General features: G+C 40.0%; 16 protein-coding genes and 2 pseudogenes. 12 read left to right on the forward strand and 6 right to left on the reverse strand.

Translation table 11 applies throughout. The features are described from left to right. Positions 1–35: 35 nt before the first annotated feature. Positions 36–896 carry a Cof-type HAD-IIB family hydrolase gene (locus RRU94_RS04780; RefSeq protein ID WP_315690701.1) on the forward strand — a complete coding sequence of 287 codons (861 nt, stop codon included), beginning with the start codon at positions 36–38 and terminating at the stop codon, positions 894–896. Positions 897–985: 89 nt separating this feature from the next. On the opposite strand, the pseudogene RRU94_RS04785 reads toward RRU94_RS04780, so the two are convergent. Then, positions 986–1,072: pseudogene (locus RRU94_RS04785) on the reverse strand (transposase); the annotation flags it as partial. 246 nt (positions 1,073–1,318) lie between these two features. Between RRU94_RS04785 and RRU94_RS04790 the strand changes: the two are divergent. From RRU94_RS04790 to RRU94_RS04815, 6 genes are all read left to right on the forward strand, one after another. After that, a complete protein-coding gene (locus RRU94_RS04790; RefSeq protein WP_315690702.1) occupies positions 1,319–2,305 on the forward strand; it encodes a LacI family DNA-binding transcriptional regulator in 987 nt (328 codons plus the stop codon). 286 nt (positions 2,306–2,591) lie between these two features. Continuing rightward, complete coding sequence (locus tag RRU94_RS04795) at positions 2,592–3,938, forward strand: ABC transporter substrate-binding protein (RefSeq protein ID WP_315690703.1); 1,347 nt, start codon at positions 2,592–2,594, stop codon at positions 3,936–3,938. Positions 3,939–4,009: 71 nt separating this feature from the next. Then, positions 4,010–4,942, forward strand: coding sequence for a carbohydrate ABC transporter permease (locus tag RRU94_RS04800; RefSeq protein WP_315690704.1), 933 nt, complete (start codon positions 4,010–4,012; stop codon positions 4,940–4,942). Positions 4,943–4,946: 4 nt separating this feature from the next. Then, positions 4,947–5,783 (forward strand): carbohydrate ABC transporter permease, encoded by an 837-nt coding sequence (locus RRU94_RS04805; RefSeq protein WP_315690705.1) that lies wholly within the window; start codon positions 4,947–4,949, stop codon positions 5,781–5,783. 208 nt (positions 5,784–5,991) lie between these two features. Then, positions 5,992–6,657 carry a YesL family protein gene (locus RRU94_RS04810; protein ID WP_315690706.1) on the forward strand — a complete coding sequence of 222 codons (666 nt, stop codon included), beginning with the start codon at positions 5,992–5,994 and terminating at the stop codon, positions 6,655–6,657. A gap of 61 nt (positions 6,658–6,718) precedes the next feature. Then, a complete protein-coding gene (locus tag RRU94_RS04815; protein WP_315690707.1) occupies positions 6,719–8,233 on the forward strand; it encodes an arabinosylfuranosidase ArfA in 1,515 nt (504 codons plus the stop codon). A 200-nt stretch (positions 8,234–8,433) separates the two neighbouring features. Here the strand turns inward: RRU94_RS04815 and RRU94_RS04820 are convergent, their stop codons facing one another. Both RRU94_RS04820 and RRU94_RS04825 read right to left on the reverse strand, forming a co-directional pair. Further along, positions 8,434–9,429, reverse strand: a complete 996-nt coding sequence (locus RRU94_RS04820) for a hypothetical protein (RefSeq protein WP_315690708.1) — start codon at positions 9,427–9,429, stop codon at positions 8,434–8,436. Positions 9,430–9,820: 391 nt separating this feature from the next. Further along, positions 9,821–11,386, reverse strand: coding sequence for an alkaline phosphatase family protein (locus tag RRU94_RS04825; protein WP_315690709.1), 1,566 nt, complete (start codon positions 11,384–11,386; stop codon positions 9,821–9,823). A 404-nt stretch (positions 11,387–11,790) separates the two neighbouring features. On the opposite strand from RRU94_RS04825, the gene RRU94_RS04830 reads away from it, so the two are divergent. From RRU94_RS04830 to RRU94_RS04850, 5 genes are all read left to right on the forward strand, one after another. Beyond that, on the forward strand, positions 11,791–12,462 hold the full coding sequence (locus RRU94_RS04830) for a YdeI/OmpD-associated family protein (protein WP_315690710.1): 672 nt from the start codon (positions 11,791–11,793) through the stop codon (positions 12,460–12,462). 195 nt (positions 12,463–12,657) lie between these two features. Beyond that, positions 12,658–13,116 (forward strand): hypothetical protein, encoded by a 459-nt coding sequence (locus RRU94_RS04835; RefSeq protein WP_315690711.1) that lies wholly within the window; start codon positions 12,658–12,660, stop codon positions 13,114–13,116. Positions 13,117–13,640: 524 nt separating this feature from the next. Further along, positions 13,641–14,132 carry a DUF2975 domain-containing protein gene (locus RRU94_RS04840; RefSeq protein WP_315690712.1) on the forward strand — a complete coding sequence of 164 codons (492 nt, stop codon included), beginning with the start codon at positions 13,641–13,643 and terminating at the stop codon, positions 14,130–14,132. A gap of 10 nt (positions 14,133–14,142) precedes the next feature. Beyond that, a complete protein-coding gene (locus RRU94_RS04845; protein ID WP_242237644.1) occupies positions 14,143–14,352 on the forward strand; it encodes a helix-turn-helix domain-containing protein in 210 nt (69 codons plus the stop codon). A gap of 20 nt (positions 14,353–14,372) precedes the next feature. Next, a complete protein-coding gene (locus RRU94_RS04850; RefSeq protein WP_315690713.1) occupies positions 14,373–15,185 on the forward strand; it encodes a DUF817 domain-containing protein in 813 nt (270 codons plus the stop codon). Between the two features lie 163 nt (positions 15,186–15,348). On the opposite strand, the gene RRU94_RS04855 is transcribed toward RRU94_RS04850, so the two are convergent. From RRU94_RS04855 to RRU94_RS04865, 3 genes and pseudogenes are all read right to left on the reverse strand, one after another. After that, positions 15,349–17,103, reverse strand: a complete 1,755-nt coding sequence (locus RRU94_RS04855; protein ID WP_315690714.1) for a GDSL-type esterase/lipase family protein — start codon at positions 17,101–17,103, stop codon at positions 15,349–15,351. A gap of 193 nt (positions 17,104–17,296) precedes the next feature. Further along, entirely contained in the window at positions 17,297–17,827 is a 531-nt protein-coding gene (locus tag RRU94_RS04860) for an ECF transporter S component (protein ID WP_315690715.1), read from the reverse strand. 353 nt (positions 17,828–18,180) lie between these two features. Beyond that, positions 18,181–18,948 (reverse strand): annotated as a pseudogene (locus tag RRU94_RS04865) (alpha/beta fold hydrolase). Between the last annotated feature and the right edge of the window lie 384 nt (positions 18,949–19,332).

Genomic DNA, 19,332 nt, shown 5'->3' on the forward strand with positions numbered 1-19,332 from the left:
TATTACATTTAATTTTAGTATAAGAGGTGAAGAATATGAAACTTATTGCTATTGATTTGGATGGCACTTTACTATCCCCGGAAATGGAGATTACGAAAGAAAATATTGAGGCACTGAGAAAAGCACAGAGCCAGGGGAATATTGTAATGATCTGCTCCGGCCGCGCACCAGAAGATATTCAACAAATCCTTAAAAAATACGAGATTTCATGCCCGTTGGCAGGAAGCAACGGAACGGTTGTTCAAGTCAATGAAAGTGTTTTGGAAAGTATTTCGCTGGACAGAAAAGATATTATAAAGATTGCAGAGAAATTAGATGAGGATAAGGTTCCATATCGGGTCTATACCAACCATGGGATTTATGTACCTGCAGACTGGTCGGAACGAGTAGCGTTTGCTGTGAAGAAGGATAGGATTGAAATCGAAGGTCTCCCGGATGAAGTTTATCAAAGGATTACTGAACAACCACAGAAGTCTAGTCTTATTAAATATTTTAATAAGTATAGTGAATTGTTTAATGAGGAAGATTTAACAGTTCAAAAATTCTTTGTGCTGACTTTAAATAGCACCACTAAAACAGCGTTAAGTGCTTATCTAGGGGGGATTTCCAGCATTGTCATCACCTCCTCGGGCCCTTTGAATATCGAAGTAATGGACCAAAACGGAAACAAAGGAAATGCTCTGAAAAGAGTGGCTGAATATTATGGTATTCCTCTCGATAATACCGTGGCCATTGGAGATAACTTTAACGATGTCCCAATGCTTGAATTGGCCGGTCTCTCAATTGCAATGGGAAACGCAGATCCTCTAGTAAAAGAGATGTGTGATAGGGTTACTCATTCAAACGATAAAAACGGTGTGGCCCATGCAATAGATCGATACATATTGAGTGAGTAAAAATCTCTGATCAGCTAACATTGAATAAAAATGAGCGCCGCATTCTTCTTCAAAATCTTCAATTTAGTGGGGGGGAGGCGCTAAGGTCTTTATTCTCCCTGTTCTTCTATATATTTTTTTATCACATCGATTGTTGCTCCACCTGTCGTTAAAATTATATAGCTTCGGCTCCAAAAATAGCACTTCTAGTAAAACGGAAACAGTTCCAGGAGACTCCAATGGATCAGAACAAAACGAGGTAAAGGAGTTTATTGAATTCATTCAGGCAGGAAAGGGGTTTAAAGCAAACATGGCGGGCAATTCGCATCCGTGTTTGCTTTTGTAAACCCGGAACAAACAATTTGACCGTTCAAAGGAAGTATAATACAGTATTATCAATCTTTATTGCATTTGGAGTAAGACAGCCGGAGGAGGTATAAAACATGCGCGTTACGATTAAAGATATTGCAGCCGTTTGCGGCGTTTCTGTCGGTACTGTGGATAGAGCGCTTAATAACCGGACAGGCATTAGTGAAAAAACAAGAAACAAAGTATTGAAGGCAGCAAAAGAAATGAATTATCAGCCAGATTTTACTGCTAGAAGCCTTGTTATGGGCAGGACGATGACACTTGGCGTTGTATTATTTGATTTATACAATCGCTCATTCGCCCAGCTGATGAATGCCATTGAACAGAAATCAAGGGAACTTGGTTATTTTGTTTATATTACACTCACGGATAAAGATCCCGAAAATGAGCGGACGTGCATTGAATATTTAATCAACCGTAAAGTGGACGGAATCATTTTATTCACAGTGAATCAAGGGGAAGAGTTTGACGATTATTTAAGCAGGTTTCACACACCGATTGTGACCATTTTTAATTTTATATCAAATAATTGGGAATATATTGGGATTCGTGAGCGGCTAGCGATGAAAGAAGCGGTCAACTACATTGCATCAAAAGATTATAAACGTTTTGTTTATGTAAGTCCTCCACTTGCATATGCGGGCAAAACTAACATTTACACACAGGAAGAGCGCTTCATTGGATTTTTAGAAGGGATTAAATTGAATAACGCCCCTGAACCCCTCGTATTAAAAGACTCAGATTATTTAAACAAGCTGCAAGCCTACGCGTTTGATCCAGCTGAAAAAACAGCTATTGTCTGCTCTACAGATTTGTATGCGCTCGAAGTGATGAATTTGTTAAAAGAAAGAAGTATTGCAATTCCAGAACAGGCAGGGGTTATGGGGTTTGATGATATTGATATGCTAAAGTACATTTCACCGCGCCTAACGACGGTCAAATTTCCAATTGTACAAATTGGTGAAAAAGCGGTTGAAAGTATTGTGAATAAAATAGAGAAAGATGCCTATATATCTATACCACTTTTAGATCACGAGATTATTAGAGGAGAATCTATATAATTTAATTGAATATTTTGAAAAAATGGTTGATCATATAATTCAGGGGTGATAAAATTCAATTTATCAACATTGTTGCTAAGCTTAATGTAAGCGCTATCTTGGGAATCTTTCTTATGTACAATCGTGTACGTACACGATTGTAAGATTATCTATTGGGGTTTTCGTGTACGTACACGAATAGCAAGATTATTTTACTGAGTTTTCCGTGTACGTACACGGACGAGGGTTAGCGACAGTGTTGATAAATGTTTTGCTTTCAATTTAATTAAGCAAAGGGGAGAAGGGAATGAAAAAAAGCAGCTTGTACGTCATGCTTTTTAGTATGTTGTTTGTTATTCTAGCAGCATGTGGGAAAGGCGGCGGCGGAGGCAGCGGTTCAGAGAATGCTGAGGGAGCGGACAAGACAGCAGTAATTGGCAGTGATGCAAAAGATGCGACTGAGTTAAAGTTTTGGACTTTCCAAGAAGTTCACATCAAATTTTATGAAGATGCCGTAAAAAGATGGAACAAGGAATTCCCGGATCGACCGATTAAGTTGAAGGCAGAAGCATATCCGTATGACAATATGCACAATAACTTGCTTTTAGCTTTGCAGTCAGGTACAGGAGCGCCAGACATTGTCGATATAGAGCTAGGGCGCTTTCCGAACTATTTAAAAGGTGAACCACAGCTTCTTCCAATGAACGAATATGTAGAGCCTGTTCGTGATAAATTCATTGAATCCCGGTTTGATATTTATTCAAAAGACGGAAAAAACTATGGTCTGCCAACTCATGTAGGAGCGACAGTAGCATACTACAATAAAGAAATCATGGATAAAGCCGGCGTTGATATTGATTCAATTATCACTTGGGAAGATTACGTAGCAGCAGGAAAAAAAGTTGCCGAAAATACCGACGCAAAAATGGTAGCTTTTGAAAGTGCAGACTGGTGGTCTTACTGGCCTCTTATTAAACAACAAGGCTCCGACTTTTTTGATGAAAATGGTAAAGCAACAATCGCAAGTGAAACAAATATAAAGACATTAGAAGCAATGCAAAAATTAATTTATGAAGATAAAAGTGCTGAGCTTGCTCCGGGAGGAGAGTATCATGCAGAAGAGTTTTACGGTTACATGAATGGCGGCGGCGCTGCTTCTATCTTAATGCCGATGTGGTATATGAGCCGTTTTACAGATTATATGCCTGATTTAAAAGGTAAAATGGTCATTCGCCCAATGCCGAAATGGACAGAAGACGGTAATCGTTCTGCAGGTGCAGGCGGCACAGGTACTGCTGTAACCAATCAAACAAAACATCCTGAATTAGCAAAAGAGTTTTTGGCTTATGCAAAGTTATCTGAAGAAGGAAATATTGCTTTGTGGAAAGTTTTAGGATTTGATCCGCCGATGTGGACAGTTTGGGATAAGCCGGAAATCCGTGAAGACAATAAATACTATGAATATTTTGGAGATGATATTTTCGATACGCTTCTCAGTGTAAAAGATGAAATCGACTCTATTAACATGAACGAAAAAATTCCTAATGCCCAGGAGCAATTGTTCACAAACGTATTTAACAACGTTCTTCGTTCTCAGTCTCAAACTGCCGAGGAAGCACTTAAACAAGCTGAAGAAGCGGTTGAAAGTAAATAAAATAAGGCAAAAAGGGAAGGCGGTATGCCTTCCTTCTTATCTAAAATGATGAATACAGAAAGGAGTAAATTATGATTGAACGGGCTGTAGTGAAGCAAGACGTCGGTAAACCGAAGCGGTCGATAAAAGGTTTCTTTTTATCAAAACAAGTTGTTCCATACGTGTTTGTAGCCCCTTTTGTTCTTTCGTTTTTATTGCTTTTCCTTTATCCGCTTATCAGTGGTGTCATTCTCAGTTTCCAGTCTGTTCTTCCAGGACAAACAACCTTTATTGGTTTAAGCAATTATGAAAGGATTTTCAACCCTACTTTTTTTAAAGCACTTTCCAATACAACTATATATGTTGTGCTAACAACGTCGATCTTGACCATTATTCCAATTATTTTAGCTGTATTGTTAAATTCAAAATTCACTCGTTTTGCTGACTTGTTTAGAGCAGCTATCTTTATTCCGGCTTTAACATCGACAATTGTGGCTGGGGTTATTTTTAGGCTTATGTTTGGTGAATCGGAAGATGGTCTGGCAAACACTGTGATTGCGTTTTTTGGAATGGATCCGGTGGATTGGAAATTTGGAGCTGTATCAGGAATGTTCTTGATGGTTCTTTTATGCTCATGGAAATGGATGGGGGTTAATATCCTTTACTTCATGGCGGGTTTAGCGAATGTGCCAAAGGAATTATATGAAGCAGCAGATATGGATGGTGCTGGTGTGTATCATAAATTTCGCCATATTACTTTGCCGCTCTTAAAGCCGATCACTATTTATGTCATCACTATTTCTATTATTCACGGATTTCGGATGTACGAAGAATCCTATGTTTTCTGGCAGGATAGTTCACCAGGAAACATTGGGTTAACAATCGTTGGTTATATTTATCAGCAGGGCTTCCGAATGAACGATATGGGATTTGGTGCCGCGATTGGTGTTGTTTTAATGCTGATTATCTTCATTATTAGCATTATTCAGCTTGTAGCATTTGGTACTTTTAAGAAAGGAGAATAAACAGATGAACTCTAAAGAAAAAATTTGGACCATCGGGGTAACCTCCCTCATTGCTATTATAGCAATTTTAGCTGTTTTTCCTTTATTTTCTCTTTTTATTTCTTCATTAAGACCGTCATCGGATTTAATGAGAAGTGGGATTACCCTATCAATCCCGTTTGAGAAGTTAAACCTGAATAACTATACGTATATATTTTCAGAAGCAGGAAACTATTGGGATTGGTATCTGAATAGTTTAATCATTTCTGCATTTACTATTGCCCTTTGTTTGTTTTTCTCGTCTATGGTCGGTTATGCTCTCGCCGTTTATGAATTTAAGGGAAATCGCTTTATTTTTATTCTCGTATTGCTAATCTTGATGATTCCTTTTGAAATTCTCATGCTGCCGCTTTATCAATTTATGATCAAAATACAAATGGTTGATACTTATTTGGCGGTTATTTTGCCTATGATAGTGGCACCTGTAGCCGTGTTCTTTTTTAGACAGTATGCGTCTGGTCTTCCAAAAGATTTAATGGAATCGGCGCGTATGGATGGATGTACAGAATACGGAATTTTCTTTCGTATCATGGCACCGTTGATGCTGCCATCTTTTGCCGCCATGGCTATATTGCAAGGGCTTTCAAGCTGGAACAACTTTTTATGGCCGCTAGTTGTGCTCAGGTCTAACTCGATGTTTACACTTCCTGTTGGATTGGCCACGCTTTTGACACCGTATGGAAACAATTACGATGTTTTGATTGCAGGATCTGTTATGACAGTTCTTCCGGTTATTATTTTGTTCCTATTCTTCCAGCGTTTCTTTATTGAAGGATTAACGGTAGGTGGAGTAAAAGGGTAATGAGGCTCTATTAACAAAGCTATTTTCTAAAGGATGGCCTTCTCCTGGTGAAAAAACAAATTTGTACGAAGAAAATTTCTTTAAACTTGTGCTTAAGGGATAAGTTTTTGCAAACATACAGCCAATCCGGTACGCCCTTTCGCATCAGGCGGACTTAAAAAATCCATATCAGAAAGAAGGAAAGTGGTAAAAGACAGGAGGATCAATAATGAAACCCAATGCATTTATGGAGAAGCTTGTAAACGTTTTTTCTTGGATGGCTAAGCTTGCTTATGTTCATTTTCTTTGGATGCTTTTTAGTGCTGCTGGCCTTATTATCATCGGTTTTTTTCCGGCAACAGCAGCTTTAATGACGGTCTGTAAAAAATGGCTTGATGGTGAAGAAAATGTTCCAATATTCGGATTATTTCGGGCTTCTTATCGTTCATCCTTTTTTGCCTCTAACCAGATAGGGCTTGTTTATATGGCAGCAGCACTCGTTTTATATGTAAACTTTTTAGTCATTCAAGAAAATGGAGCTGGCCTTCCCATAATTGCAGCATTTTATCTGGCCGTATTTTTCTTAGTTATTACAGGCACCCATCTTCTGCCGCTCTATATAGCGGGGAAGGGATCGTTTCTTCATATATGGAAAACAGCTTTCATCATGAGTATCGTAAACCTGCCTATTTCGATCGCGGTGCTTGTTAGCCAATCAGCAATTTACTATCTGCTTTTTTCTTATCCTTCCGCAGCGCTTTTCTTTCTTAGCAGTACACTGGCCATTGTTCAGCTTTGGCTTGTACAGCATTCATTCAATCGAGTGGAAAGAAAAGCAAAAGCATTACGGGCAAAAAAGTCTGCTCCAGCTGTCCAGGAAACATATACTGCGTGAATCCGGAAATTACGGATTCCCTTATTAAAAAACGTGTACGTACACGAAAAAGGAGAAAATAATGATGACACAAAAAGCGAAGATGACAATTGATAAAGAATTTGTAATTGGCCAAATCGATGAGCGTATTTATGGTTCATTTATTGAACATTTAGGGCGTGCTGTTTATGAAGGAATTTACGAGCCGGATCATCCTTCTGCTGATGAGCAAGGATTTCGCACAGATGTAATAGAGCTTGTGAAGGAGTTAAAGGTGCCGCTTGTCCGCTATCCGGGAGGCAACTTTGTCTCAGGCTATAATTGGGAAGATGGGGTGGGGCCTGTCTCAGAACGCCCGCGTAAATTAGAGCTGGCATGGCGTGCAACAGAGCCGAATGTAATTGGTACAAATGAGTTTATGGACTGGGCAAAAAAAATTAATGCTGAAGTGAACATGGCGGTTAACTTAGGTACGAGAGGCATTGATGCGGCCCGCAATCTTGTGGAATATTGTAATCATCCTTCCGGTTCATATTGGAGTGATATGCGGATCTCTCACGGCTATAAAGAACCCCACAATATTAAGACGTGGTGTCTCGGGAACGAAATGGATGGTCCGTGGCAAATCGGCCATAAAACAGCTCACGAATACGGACGCCTTGCTGCTGAAACAGCCAAAGCAATGAAATGGGTAGATCCTTCAATCGAATTGGTTGCCTGCGGAAGTTCAAACCGGCATATGCCGACGTTTGCGGAATGGGAAGCAACAGTACTGGAGCATACGTATGATCACGTGGAATTTATCTCGCTGCATACGTACTATGGAAACCGGGATGAAGACTTAGCGAATTACTTAGCACAATCAATGGATATGGATCAATTTATTTACTCTGTTATTTCTATTGCTGATTACATTAAAGCGAAAAAGCGCAGCAACAAAACAATTAATCTATCATTCGATGAGTGGAATGTTTGGTTCCATTCAAAAGAGTCAGATAAACAGCTTGAACCGTGGACAGTAGCCCCTCCACAGCTTGAAGACATTTATACATTTGAAGATGCTTTGCTTGTTGGAAGCATGCTTATTTCTTTATTGCGCCGGGCAGACCGCGTAAAAATTGCTTGCCTTGCTCAGCTTGTCAATGTTATTGCACCGATTATGACTGAAAAAGGCGGGGAAGCCTGGAAACAGCCAATTTTCTATCCATACATGCATGCATCTGTATTTGGACGTGGAACAGCACTACAAGCCATTGTGTCGTCGCCAAAATATGACTGCAAAGATTTCACAGACGTTCCATACCTCGATACAGTTTCTGTTTATAACGAAGATGATGAAACACTAACCATATTTGCGGTAAATCGTCATCAGGAAGAATCGCTCAGCTTAAGCGGCGACGTAAGAAGTTTTGAAGGATATACAGTAAAAGAACATATTGTTCTTGAAAATAACGATATGAAAGCGACGAACCAGCATAATCATTCCAATGTGGTTCCTCATAATAATGGAGATGCAAAAGTAGATAACGGCCAATTATCCGCCCAACTGCCGAAATTATCCTGGAATGTTATTCGCCTCGCAAAAGCACAAAAATAAAAGCAGCTGAATGCCAAAAGACCATGAGGAATGAATGATAAAATGTCCGAACGGGAAAGTCTGGGTAAAGCTATCCAGTCTTTAGATATGGAATGAAAGTGAGTTCAAAAAGAAGCGCCACTAACAAACTAAGGGTTAGTGGCGCTTTAAGTATTCGAACATTCACAAAGAAGTTTTTACTTCCTATTTCAGGATGCCTGTTACGCGAAACGATAGTAAATCAGCAGGAATGTTGAAAGAACAAACAAAAAGTTAAGGAAAACAAAGATAAACTGATCCAGTTTTGTTTTATGCAATTTGATAGGCGGGTTGTAAAAAGATACACCTTCGATAATGAAAATAATCAAGATCACATGAATCATAAAATGGCCGATAATTTCCGTAAAGCCGAACAGCATCGTTGTCATAATGAAAATAACGGTGACAACGAGCCCAACAACCCGGTTTAAAATACCAACGACAAGCAGGTAGCCGACAATGAATTCAATAAAAGCAGCCATAACGATAAACATAGCCGGATCAAATCCGAACGTTGGCACGTGGTGAGCTGAAACGATATCGAGTGTCATTGTCGGATACACCCATTTTTCAACCGCAACCCAGCATAAAGAAAGCCCAGTTCCCAAATACAAAAGAGGGAAGCCTTTTTCTTCAAATCGTGTTTTTCCTATAAGCAATACAGCAATAATAGCAAGGTAAAATCCATAATCAAGCATATGAAAAATGCCGTTGTGTACAGTCACATAACTAAATAATCCTAACAGAATGACGGCACCCACTTTTGTGGCCGCATGGTGGGGGATGCAAAGAAAGACAATCGCTGCCCATACAAAAACGGCTGTGGCCGTTTGTTCAATATGAAACTCGGGAGCGAAAATTGTTCCGTTTATCACTTGTATAATTAAAGCAGCGGCAGTGCCGTATTTCAGTAAATACCGTGAATACTTGCGAAAGCCAGATAACGTCTCATCCCATTTTTGAATAATCGTCCAATTTGTTGTTTTAGGAATTACAAGGGTTAATAAGCCGAGCAATACAGCAATTACAATTGCCAAGGTTAAAAAGAAGGGAGACAGAATATGCTCAATCGTTTCTTTTTGCGGCTCTAATTTTGTGAACCATTTCACATGAGCTTCTGTAAAAAGAGGCGTCATGGCGACAGCAGCTGCGAGCAAGAAAGCAATTATTCTTTTCATTGGAACATTCTCCTCGTATCTATAGTGAATATATAGTTAATATACAATAGAACAGCTTATTGCCAACATATCAATCGTGACATTTATGTGAATTGATTCACAATGTGGTTTTAAGTTTTTTAAATCGAGGGAAAACAATTCGAATTGCTTCGCTGGGCGGTCTGCCACAATGGTTAACAGTAAAAAATAAGTGATTAAAAAAGACATGTAATCCAGCAGGTTGAACAAAAGTTAGCGCCGCATTCCCCTTCAAAATCTTCAATTTGGTGGGGGAGGGAAGCGCTAATTTTTGTTCAAGATAAGGGATGCTCCATCAAAATCTTTGATTTAAGTGGAGAGGTTCACCAGAACCAAATGGCTTCATATAAAAATTGCCGTTTCTTGTTTTGTATTATTTAGCCAGTTTTATCAGCCAGTCTTTAAAATCAACTAATCGCAAATGTTTAGGTGCCTGATCTGTTCCTGCAATAATCAGAGGAACCACAGAATCTGCTTTATGCAAGGAGCCGTGCGCTGCTGTTCCTGCATGATTCGGACTGTTTTTTTCAACAAATTCATAACCCGGTTTGGCATCAATAATGATATACCGGCCTTCATGTGAGCGAAGGGCTCCATCTAATCTTGCAAGGGCATCGGGGTAGTCACCATAGCTGATTTCATTTTGTTCATTAATAGATAAATCTAAAAGGACAGGATCTCCGTTCAGCGTCCAGGATTGTCCGTAAGAATCTGTGTATGGGCCGTCAGGAGAAAAAGTAAAAGGCGTATCGGATTTTGACGACACTACATAACCCGTCTCTCCCTTTTTCCAGGCAATGAAGCCAATCCTGGAATCGGCTTTTAACCTTGCTGAAATATCAGAAATCTTAATCGTTTCATCCTGCAGATAAACGTACGCCATGCGCTCATTAACAGCTAAAGCAATTTCCTTGTTAGACGGCTGATCCGGTGTCCAAAGAGTATATTGATCCAATAATATGGTTAAATCAATCAGCGCCTTGCTGCGATCATTTATAACAGCAGATTGCGCACTGTCTCCATGTACAATCCAGGTCATCTTTTGAATCGCTTCCTCCCATGATGGATAGGCATTCAAAATCATCTGCAGCTGCTTATCCACTTCTTCAATACCTTTCTGTTCCATTGGTCCGTTTTTGTGAATATCACGGTCCAGATCGGGGAAGTAGGCCAGCGTAAAAGGCGGCAGCTGATTTTTTTGGATAAAGTATTTCAGTTCATTTGCCGTAAAGTAATCGTTTACTCCAGTACCTTTCCATATATGATTAGACCAATCATTTTCCTGGTTGTATTGTGTCAAGCTTCCTATGGACAGAAGAGAAGGACCGTTTACTTCTACATTGCGTGGCAGCAGATTCATGCCGGTGAAAAGTTTTGGAATGTGTAAGCGATGAACTTGATTACCACGATAGATCAGTCCGTTAATGGAAGCAGACTGGATTTCGCTTCTTGCCAGCTCTTCATGAATGGTGGGAACATACCGGCTTAGATGTGCCTTGTTTAAGTGAATTAAACTGTCTGCTAATATTTGCTTTGCGCCAATATCTAAAAATTCGATTTTTCCAGGACCGTAATTAATGACTCGGTTTTCGTCCTTTTTGAGCCAGACAAGGCCAGGAACTTTATGATCATTGGCGTATGTACCCGTTAACAAGGTACTATCGATGGTGACGGACATGGTAGGGTAAGAACTGACCACGTCAGAATAGTATTGGCCATGTTTTATTAAGAATTCAAATGCAGGTGCTTTTCCTTCTTTTATTGCTTTTTGTAGGGGCTGATCCATCAGTGAGTCAATGACAAATACGACTACAGGCTTGGAAGATGCCTTGGTCGAAACGTTAACTAGATCTTTTCTGGGCGTTATCAGCAAATACCGGCTCAGGCCGGTGATCATGAATATGAAAAGAATAACCGGTAAGACAATTTTAAGCATCATGACTTCACCCTTTTCTTTACATTGTGATTAGTATGGATAGAAAGAGAAAAGTGAATACATAATTGAAAAATTAAAAAGCTTTTGAATATGGCTTGTTTGGAGGTGACATATAAGCTGATCTGTTTTAGTTTAATTTTTAGTATCCAGCTTGGTTTTATTTTGTCTTATACGGTTTGGTTTATGATCGGATAATTCATGAAGTTTTTTAAAAGGCTATTTTAATTTTGTTGATATGGAGTGTCATTTTTGCCAGCATTGGATCCTATGACTATAGATAAACTATGGAAAAACGATAACCGATTTGAGAAACAGACATATTATTTGGTTAATGCCTATAACGTTGCTAACTGTGAAGGATACTCTTACACTATAAGTAGAATAAGCAATTTTAAGGATGGTTAAGGATGCCGAAAACAATAGTGGAAAAATTGAACCTAAAAAAATATGAAAAAGCAGCAGTATTAAACTTGCCAGATGGAGCAGATTATTTAACAGAGTTACACAATTATGACATCGACCTAGCCAATAGCAAATATGACCTTATCTTTGCCTTTGTGTTAGATATGGAGTCTTTAAAAGCAACCGTATCCAAGGTGATAGAAGAAAATCATTTAAATAAAAATGGCTATATATTCTTGGCTTATCCAAAAAAGGGGAATAAAGTGTATCCAACATTTATTCATCGAGACGAGCTAATGAATGGACTGGGAGCAGGGGAAAATGGCTACCTTGGGACCAGTAACATTAAATTTGCACGTATGGTTGGGTTAGATGACGTGTTTACGGTTGTCGGTCTGAAAGAAGAATCCCGTAACACAAAGAATACTTCTACAAAAGCAAGTCAATGCGTAGACGATTATATCGAAATGATTCCACATGTGGAAAAGGATTTGCAGGATACTCCGGAGTTACTTGCTTTCTTTCAGTCACTCACTCCAGGATACCGTAAAGATTGGGCTCGTTATGTGTATAGTGCTAAACAGGAGGCCACCAAAGCAAAGCGGCGCGAGGAAATGAAAATGATACTTGGAGCGGGTTACAAGAGCCGGGATCTCTATCGCAGAAATAACTCTTAACAATTACCTTATGAAAAAGATGCAAAGCTATTTAAATACTAGATATCAAAAAACGAGACTATCCCCAGGTCGTTATGAATGAATTTTGGGACAGTCTCTATTTTTTTGAAAATCACATTATAAAGTAAAGATCCAAGGTATTCTCTTATCATCATCGCGATCGTCTCTGCGGTCGTCATCGCGGTCATCCCGGCGGTGTCTGCGGTCGTCATCGCGATCGTCTCTGCGGTCGTCATCGCGGTCATCCCGGTGATGTCTGCGATCATCATCGCGATCGTCTCTGCGGTCGTCATCGCGGTCATCCCGGCGGCGTCTGCGGTCGTCATCGCGATCGTCTCTGCGGTCGTCATCGCGGTCATCCCGGTGACGTCTGCGATCATCATCGCGATCGTCTCTGCGGTCGTCATCGCGGTCATCCCGGTGACGTCTGCGATCATCATCGCGATCGTCTCTGACACCTCTCACATCGTCCCGGTCATCCCGGCGATGTCTGCGATCATCATCGCGATCGTCTCTGACACCTCTCACATCATCGCGGTCATCCCGGCGGCGTTTGCGATCATCACTACCGTGGTTTGGATTAAACCAAACGTCAGAATAGTCATTATCGTCGTAGCATCTAAAGCCCATAAAAAACCCCCCTCTCTTTCTTAAAATAGCAGGATCAAAATGAACCCTGCCCTATATCATATGATCTTCTACACTCAATGGTATAGTTTGCGTTACTAGTTTGGATGAAAGAAAATAACTTTCCCTGTGAAAAAGTGTTTTTGGCTGCCAAAAGAACACACTCAACAAGCTGCGGGTTTATCGACAGCTTGTTAAGGTAAAGGTTACCCGAAGGAATGCTTCAAGGCATGTTTTTATTTGGGAATGTAAGGATGTTCTAATTTTAAGGAGAAAGTGTTGCTACTGCGAAGGCGGGGGAAAGACATTTTTGGATTTTGAACAAGGTTTGATCAAAAATCTCGATGATGTACAGGATTCAAGCGCAAATTGAATCGTTTTAGTTTTTATGGAGCATTCCTTTGTAACGAGGAATGCTTTTTGTTTCTGTTTAGGATTAAAGGAATATTTATGTAAGAATAAAAATATAATAAAATTCAATAATGTTTTATTGAAAAACGATAAATATCGTGTTAAATTCAAATTAACAATAAATAGGTGAGGTGTTTTTTATGAAACGAGGGTCAACACTCTTTTTAAAAATAGCTGTTATTCTTATGGGAATTCCAGTTCTTGCTTTGTGTCTATTTTTGTTGCCTCAAATAGCGAATGAAGCAAATGAAGCAGCAGAAAGAGGCGCAGATGTGGCTTTTGTGGTATATGGCATTTTAATGGTTATGTATGTATCAACGGTACCGTTTTACATTGCTCTGTATCAAGCTTTTAAACTTTTGAGTTATATTGATAAGAACAAAGCTTTCTCGAAATTATCTGTAAGGGCTCTAAAGAATATAAAAAACTGTGCCATCATAATCAGTGGCTTGTATGTGGTAGCCCTGCCATTAGTCTATATCATGGCGGAGATAGATGACGCCCCGGGCCTCGTATTAATCGGAATGGTGCCTATCTTTGCTTCAATAGTAATTGCAGTGTTTGCCGCAGTTCTTCAAAAGCTTTTACAAGAAGCCATCGATATAAAATCAGAGAATGACTTAATCGTCTGAGGTGAAAAACATGGCAATTATAATCAATATTGATGTGATGCTGGCTAAAAGGAAAATGAGCGTAACCGAACTTTCGGAGAGGGTTGGAATCACGATGGCTAACCTTTCGATATTAAAAAATGGAAAAGCAAAAGCCATTCGGTTTTCAACTTTAGAGGCCATTTGTAAAGCTTTGGAATGCCAGCCTGGTGATATTCTAGAATACCGAAATGATGAATGAAGACATCCAGGGTAAATAAAGTGGGTTACTATATTCAGAAAAAGCCTTTGGGAGCACAAATCACGCGAGCACTAAAACAACTCATTCGTTTTGGTTGGGAGCAGGCCCTGTCATGTTTATTTCCTGTTGTTATTTTTGCCTCCCTGGCTTTTACACAAATCATGCCACTTCCCTTCCTGCCTCGATATGACTGGCTGCTCATCATCTGCCTTCTGATGCAGTGGTGGATGGTGCGTTCTGGGCTTGAAACACGGGATGAACTAAGGGTGATTACATTGTTTCACCTGATTGGACTTGCTCTTGAACTTTTCAAGGTATATATGGGCTCCTGGTCTTATCCAGAGGAAGGATACTTCAAGATTTTTGGAGTGCCTTTGTACAGCGGATTCATGTACGCAAGTGTAGCGAGTTATCTTTGCCAGGCGTGGAGGAGGCTTAAGGTTGAACTGGTTAAGTGGCCGCCGTTTTTAATCGTTGTACCTCTTGCAGCTACGATTTATTTGAATTTTTTCACCCACCATTATTGGATAGACGTTCGTTGGTGGTTATCTGGACTTGTCATTATCGTCTTTTGGCAATCGTGGGTCACATACGAGATTGAGGGAACTCGTTATTGTATGCCACTCGCACTTTCTTTTGTGCTCATTGGATTTTTTATATGGATAGCCGAAAATATCGCAACGTTCTTTGGAGCTTGGGAATATCCAAACCAAGCCGATGCATGGAGTCTCGTTCATTTAGGAAAGGTGAGTTCATGGCTCTTACTAGTCATTGTCAGCTTTCTTATAGTAGCGACATTAAAGCAGGTTAAGGAAAAAATTCCGCCAGGATAGATACTAGTCCATGTTATAACTGTTAGGAACCCTTTTTTAGATTGAAGTTCTTCGAGTGTACAAAGTTTCGAATAAGACAAAGCGGGTCACAAGCGTCTTTATGATAAATCGCTTCATTGAAATACAAAGGGGTCAAAAAAGAGCGGCATGAGAGCCGCTCTTTTTATTCAATCATTTTAAATTCCGTTGATAAAACAAGAGACAGTGAATCATTTTGTACATCTTTAGCGTTTGCAAGGGAGTGCACCACCCGATAATCCCCTGCTGTAAGCGGCTCTTTATAGAGCTTTGAATCAAGTGAGATGCTGTTTGACATCGCCTGATTAAACCTTAAAAGGCTGGCGACAGCAGGCAGGGGAGTGAGGTCATCTGTATGCTCTACAGTAACCCATTTATTATTCAGTCTTTTCTGAAGAGTGCCCGGTGTAAAGTAGTATGATTCAGAAGTGATGCTCGATAACGTAATCTTCACACTCTTATCGGCAGACAGGTCATAAACTTTTTTGTCTGTTTTGATGGATACACCTGATTCATATGGCAGGTACTCATTGTCTTCTTCGGATAGTACTTCTTTTACTGCCTGGGCCACAATATCATTGCTCTTCGGGGTTAAATGAATGCCTACTTTTTCGTCGATCAGCCCGCTCTTGATGATCGCTGCATCCGTTTCGGCACCCACTTCATCAATTAGGAGATCGTAAATGTCTACGAGCGGAACAGCCTGATCCTTGGCAACTTCACGGATTACACCGTTGTAGCTGTCAATCCATTTACGCAGTCCGCCTTTACCAGCGTATTTGCTTGCAATGTTAGGGTGCTTCGCTAACTGGGATGTGTAATATGTCTCTTCGACAGCAGGTGGATTTGTCATTAAGATGACCTGTGCGTTTCTCGCTCTGAGCTGGGCAATCATGCTTGTCAGGTTCTGTTTAAATTGCTCTTTGCTGACTTGCGGCTGAGTGCCATTAGGCGGTATGAGCGCATCGTTTATGCCAAACATGATAGAAACGATACCAGGGTTTAAATCCAGCACTTCTGTTTTAAAACGCTTCATGCCTTGTTCTGTCGTATTGCCGCTGTATCCCGCGTTATATACATCTGCCTCCATATCCTGGCTGTAAAGGGCAGCTACCTGATCTGTCCATTTACGGTCCTGGTACTCTGGATAATCAGCTTGAAAATAGGAGCCGGATGTATTGCTGTCTCCAAAAGCGATAAATCCAGATTTCTCTTGATTGAATAAGGACTGCTGGTATTGATAGGCTCTGTGTATCAATAACGCCAGTGCGCCTCTTGTAATAGAAGCACTCGAGCCGTATGATGTTTTCGTTATTCCCGCTATGATGCCTGCATCTGTTAACGCACGGACAGCCTCTTCATATCTTGTTCCTTTAACGTCCGTAAATGGAGTCGGCTCATTATTGGTATCCAGGGAATCCTTAAGCGCATTATAAAGCATAATAGCGGCTTCGCCTCTTGTAATGTTAAATCCAGAACCAAACTCCGTAGCGGTTTTGCCGTTTACAATCCCTTCTGACTTCAGCGCTGAGACATAGAGAGCTGCCCGGTTTGGCACATCTGTAAATCCGGACACAGGCGGGTTTGGGTACTTGGCGTCAAGGCCCATGTATTTGCCGAGTATCACAGCCGCATCTACACGCTTGACTGGCTGATTAACTCCAAAGGTTGAATCGGGTAGCCCATATACAAATAAGTTTTCATAGAGAAAATTAACAGCTTCTTCGTATCTTGTTCCTTCCGTATCTGTAAACGATAGGGATGCTGCTTTCGCATTCAGCGGCGACAAATTGTTTTCTGTAGCTTCCTGCGAATTTTCTGCAAACGCTGGCGAAAGGGATGAAGTAAGCACTGTCCCTGCTACAAGTGATGCAGCTAAAACATTCAATGGCTTTTTCATGGTTTTTTTCTCCTGTTATGTAATTTAATAGATTCATTATAACAAAATATCGTCCGGTTAACCGAAAGACCATTAAAATCTACCTGATTTTGTTTAAGGGTCAGTTCAAAAAAAGCAAAAAAAAGACGAGTTTAACTCGTCTTTTTCATCTGCCGGATTATCTGGGTACCGGTTACTTATGTCGTTATATCTTTTAAAGCTGTCTAGTTCTTTTGCTTAAGCGCCCTGCCAGTGGTGCCACAATAATACCGGCTACGACAACCTGCAGAACGTTTCCTGGGATAGAGCCGAATGGCTGAATCCAGTTACCGTAAAGAATCACTTCAGCAAAATAGTAGCCTACGATTTTGATCACCAGTGCAGCAGCTACTGCCAATGCAAAGACAACGATTCTTTTGCCGGGTACTTTTTCCGCTATGAGACCGGCTATAAAGCCCATGGCACCTACAATAACGAATGTAAACGGCGACCAGATGGCCCAGCCAGAAAGAACATCAAACAATCCCATCCCGAAAGCGCCTGCAATTGCGCCTGTTTTTCTGCCGTAAAGGAAGGCTGCTAGAAAAAGAGGCACGTTACCTAGATGGATAAGGCCTCCGTTACCCATAATCGGGAGCTTTATGTTAATGAACATTGTGGCTACCAGGGTTAACGCGACAAAAAGAGCATTGATCACTAAAACTTTTGTTTTAGTTGTTTCTTTGGATAATGATGATGTATACATATGATAACCTCTTTCTTGTTGTAGAATTTTATCTTACTACTAATCTGTTGAATAATAAATACTTAATATTCTATTTATTCGTTCGTACAAGTATGGAATTTTGGTAACAATGTTATGGAGTACCAGCGTGAAGTTTCCTAGGCTGCATTCTCATATGAAGAATTAATCTTTGATCCTTTTCCATAGTTTTTTCTTCGTTGCATTTAACTAGAAAGGTTATGTATTTCCATTGATAGAATAGATAATGACATTTTTTATTATCAATTCAATGGTTATGATAAGCCCGGAAGATGGTTCCAGTCCGGAATACCGCAATTTGAACAGGTGTTGCTTAGAGCTAATAAAAAATAAAATCAAGCTTCCGTTATAAGAACATTATTTTCAATCCACTCTTCCAGCAAGTTGTTAAAAAGCAGAGGATTTGCTAAAGAAAAGCCATGACCTATTTTGGGAAGGACCACACCTTTGCAATTTGGGTTACTTTTCAAGATTTCCTTCATGGAGTCTTTCATGACTTTTTTCTCTTTCTCTCCTACGGTAACGACTATTTTGCTGCGTGCGTTCTTGAAGTTGTGTGGTATTTTAAATGACATGTTTTCGTTCATGATTCAGAAAAATGTATCCTTGCTGATTTGACGGCTCTCTTGATAATAAATATTGAAGTAGTCTTCATCGATATACATAGATTTTGCCTGGATGTTAGAAAAAGCTTTAAGCTTTACAAGGGGAAAAGCAAACCGCATAGACTTGGTTAGTATGTTCGCGAAAGGTATAGGTTTCACTAAAGCACTATTAATCATGGCGAAATCAATCAGCTTTGGCTTTTTGCTGAGTACGGCGATTAACACTTGAGCTCCTAACGAGAAACCGACTGCAATAACGGGTTTGTCTTTACCTGCTTCCTCAATCAATGCAATGATTTCCTCAGCCGCTCCGTTTATGGTAAAGAGTGTTCCGCTTTTACTGTTTCCCTGTTCGGGCATATCAGGAACTAAACAATGAAATTGTGAAGAAAAGTATTCAACTTGTTTATCCCACATCCACCCACTAACCCCGCCGCCGTGAATAAAGACTATGAGCGCAGAGCTTTTATCTCCATATTCTTTATAGTGCATGCTCATTTCACCACCATTTTTATCTTTTTTACTTGTATCAATGATACTGCAAAAATGTACATAGTCTCTTTCCTAATGCCGAAGCCACAATCTGTGCGAAAGAAGCTCTTTAAAAATTCATTTACCAGACAAGGTCTTTCATTCATTAAATAGGGAGGAGGCCTTTTTCTGTGTGGCAGTCACATGAGTATACTTTTATCCCTATAACTTAATGGTCTGAGAGATGGGTATATTCCCGTATTTAAATAAAAGGATAACGAAGAACTACGGTGGTTCTAACTTAAAGTTATAACAAGAAATAGATTTTATGTGTTATCCTGCGCGTATTTTTCCATGTTACATTTATCTCACATCAATAAGACAAAAGAAAAGCAGTCTCATCTAGGGGAG

The organism is Domibacillus sp. DTU_2020_1001157_1_SI_ALB_TIR_016 (genome assembly GCF_032341995.1).
GTDB classification, from domain to species: Bacteria; Bacillota; Bacilli; order Bacillales; family Domibacillaceae; genus Domibacillus; species Domibacillus indicus_A.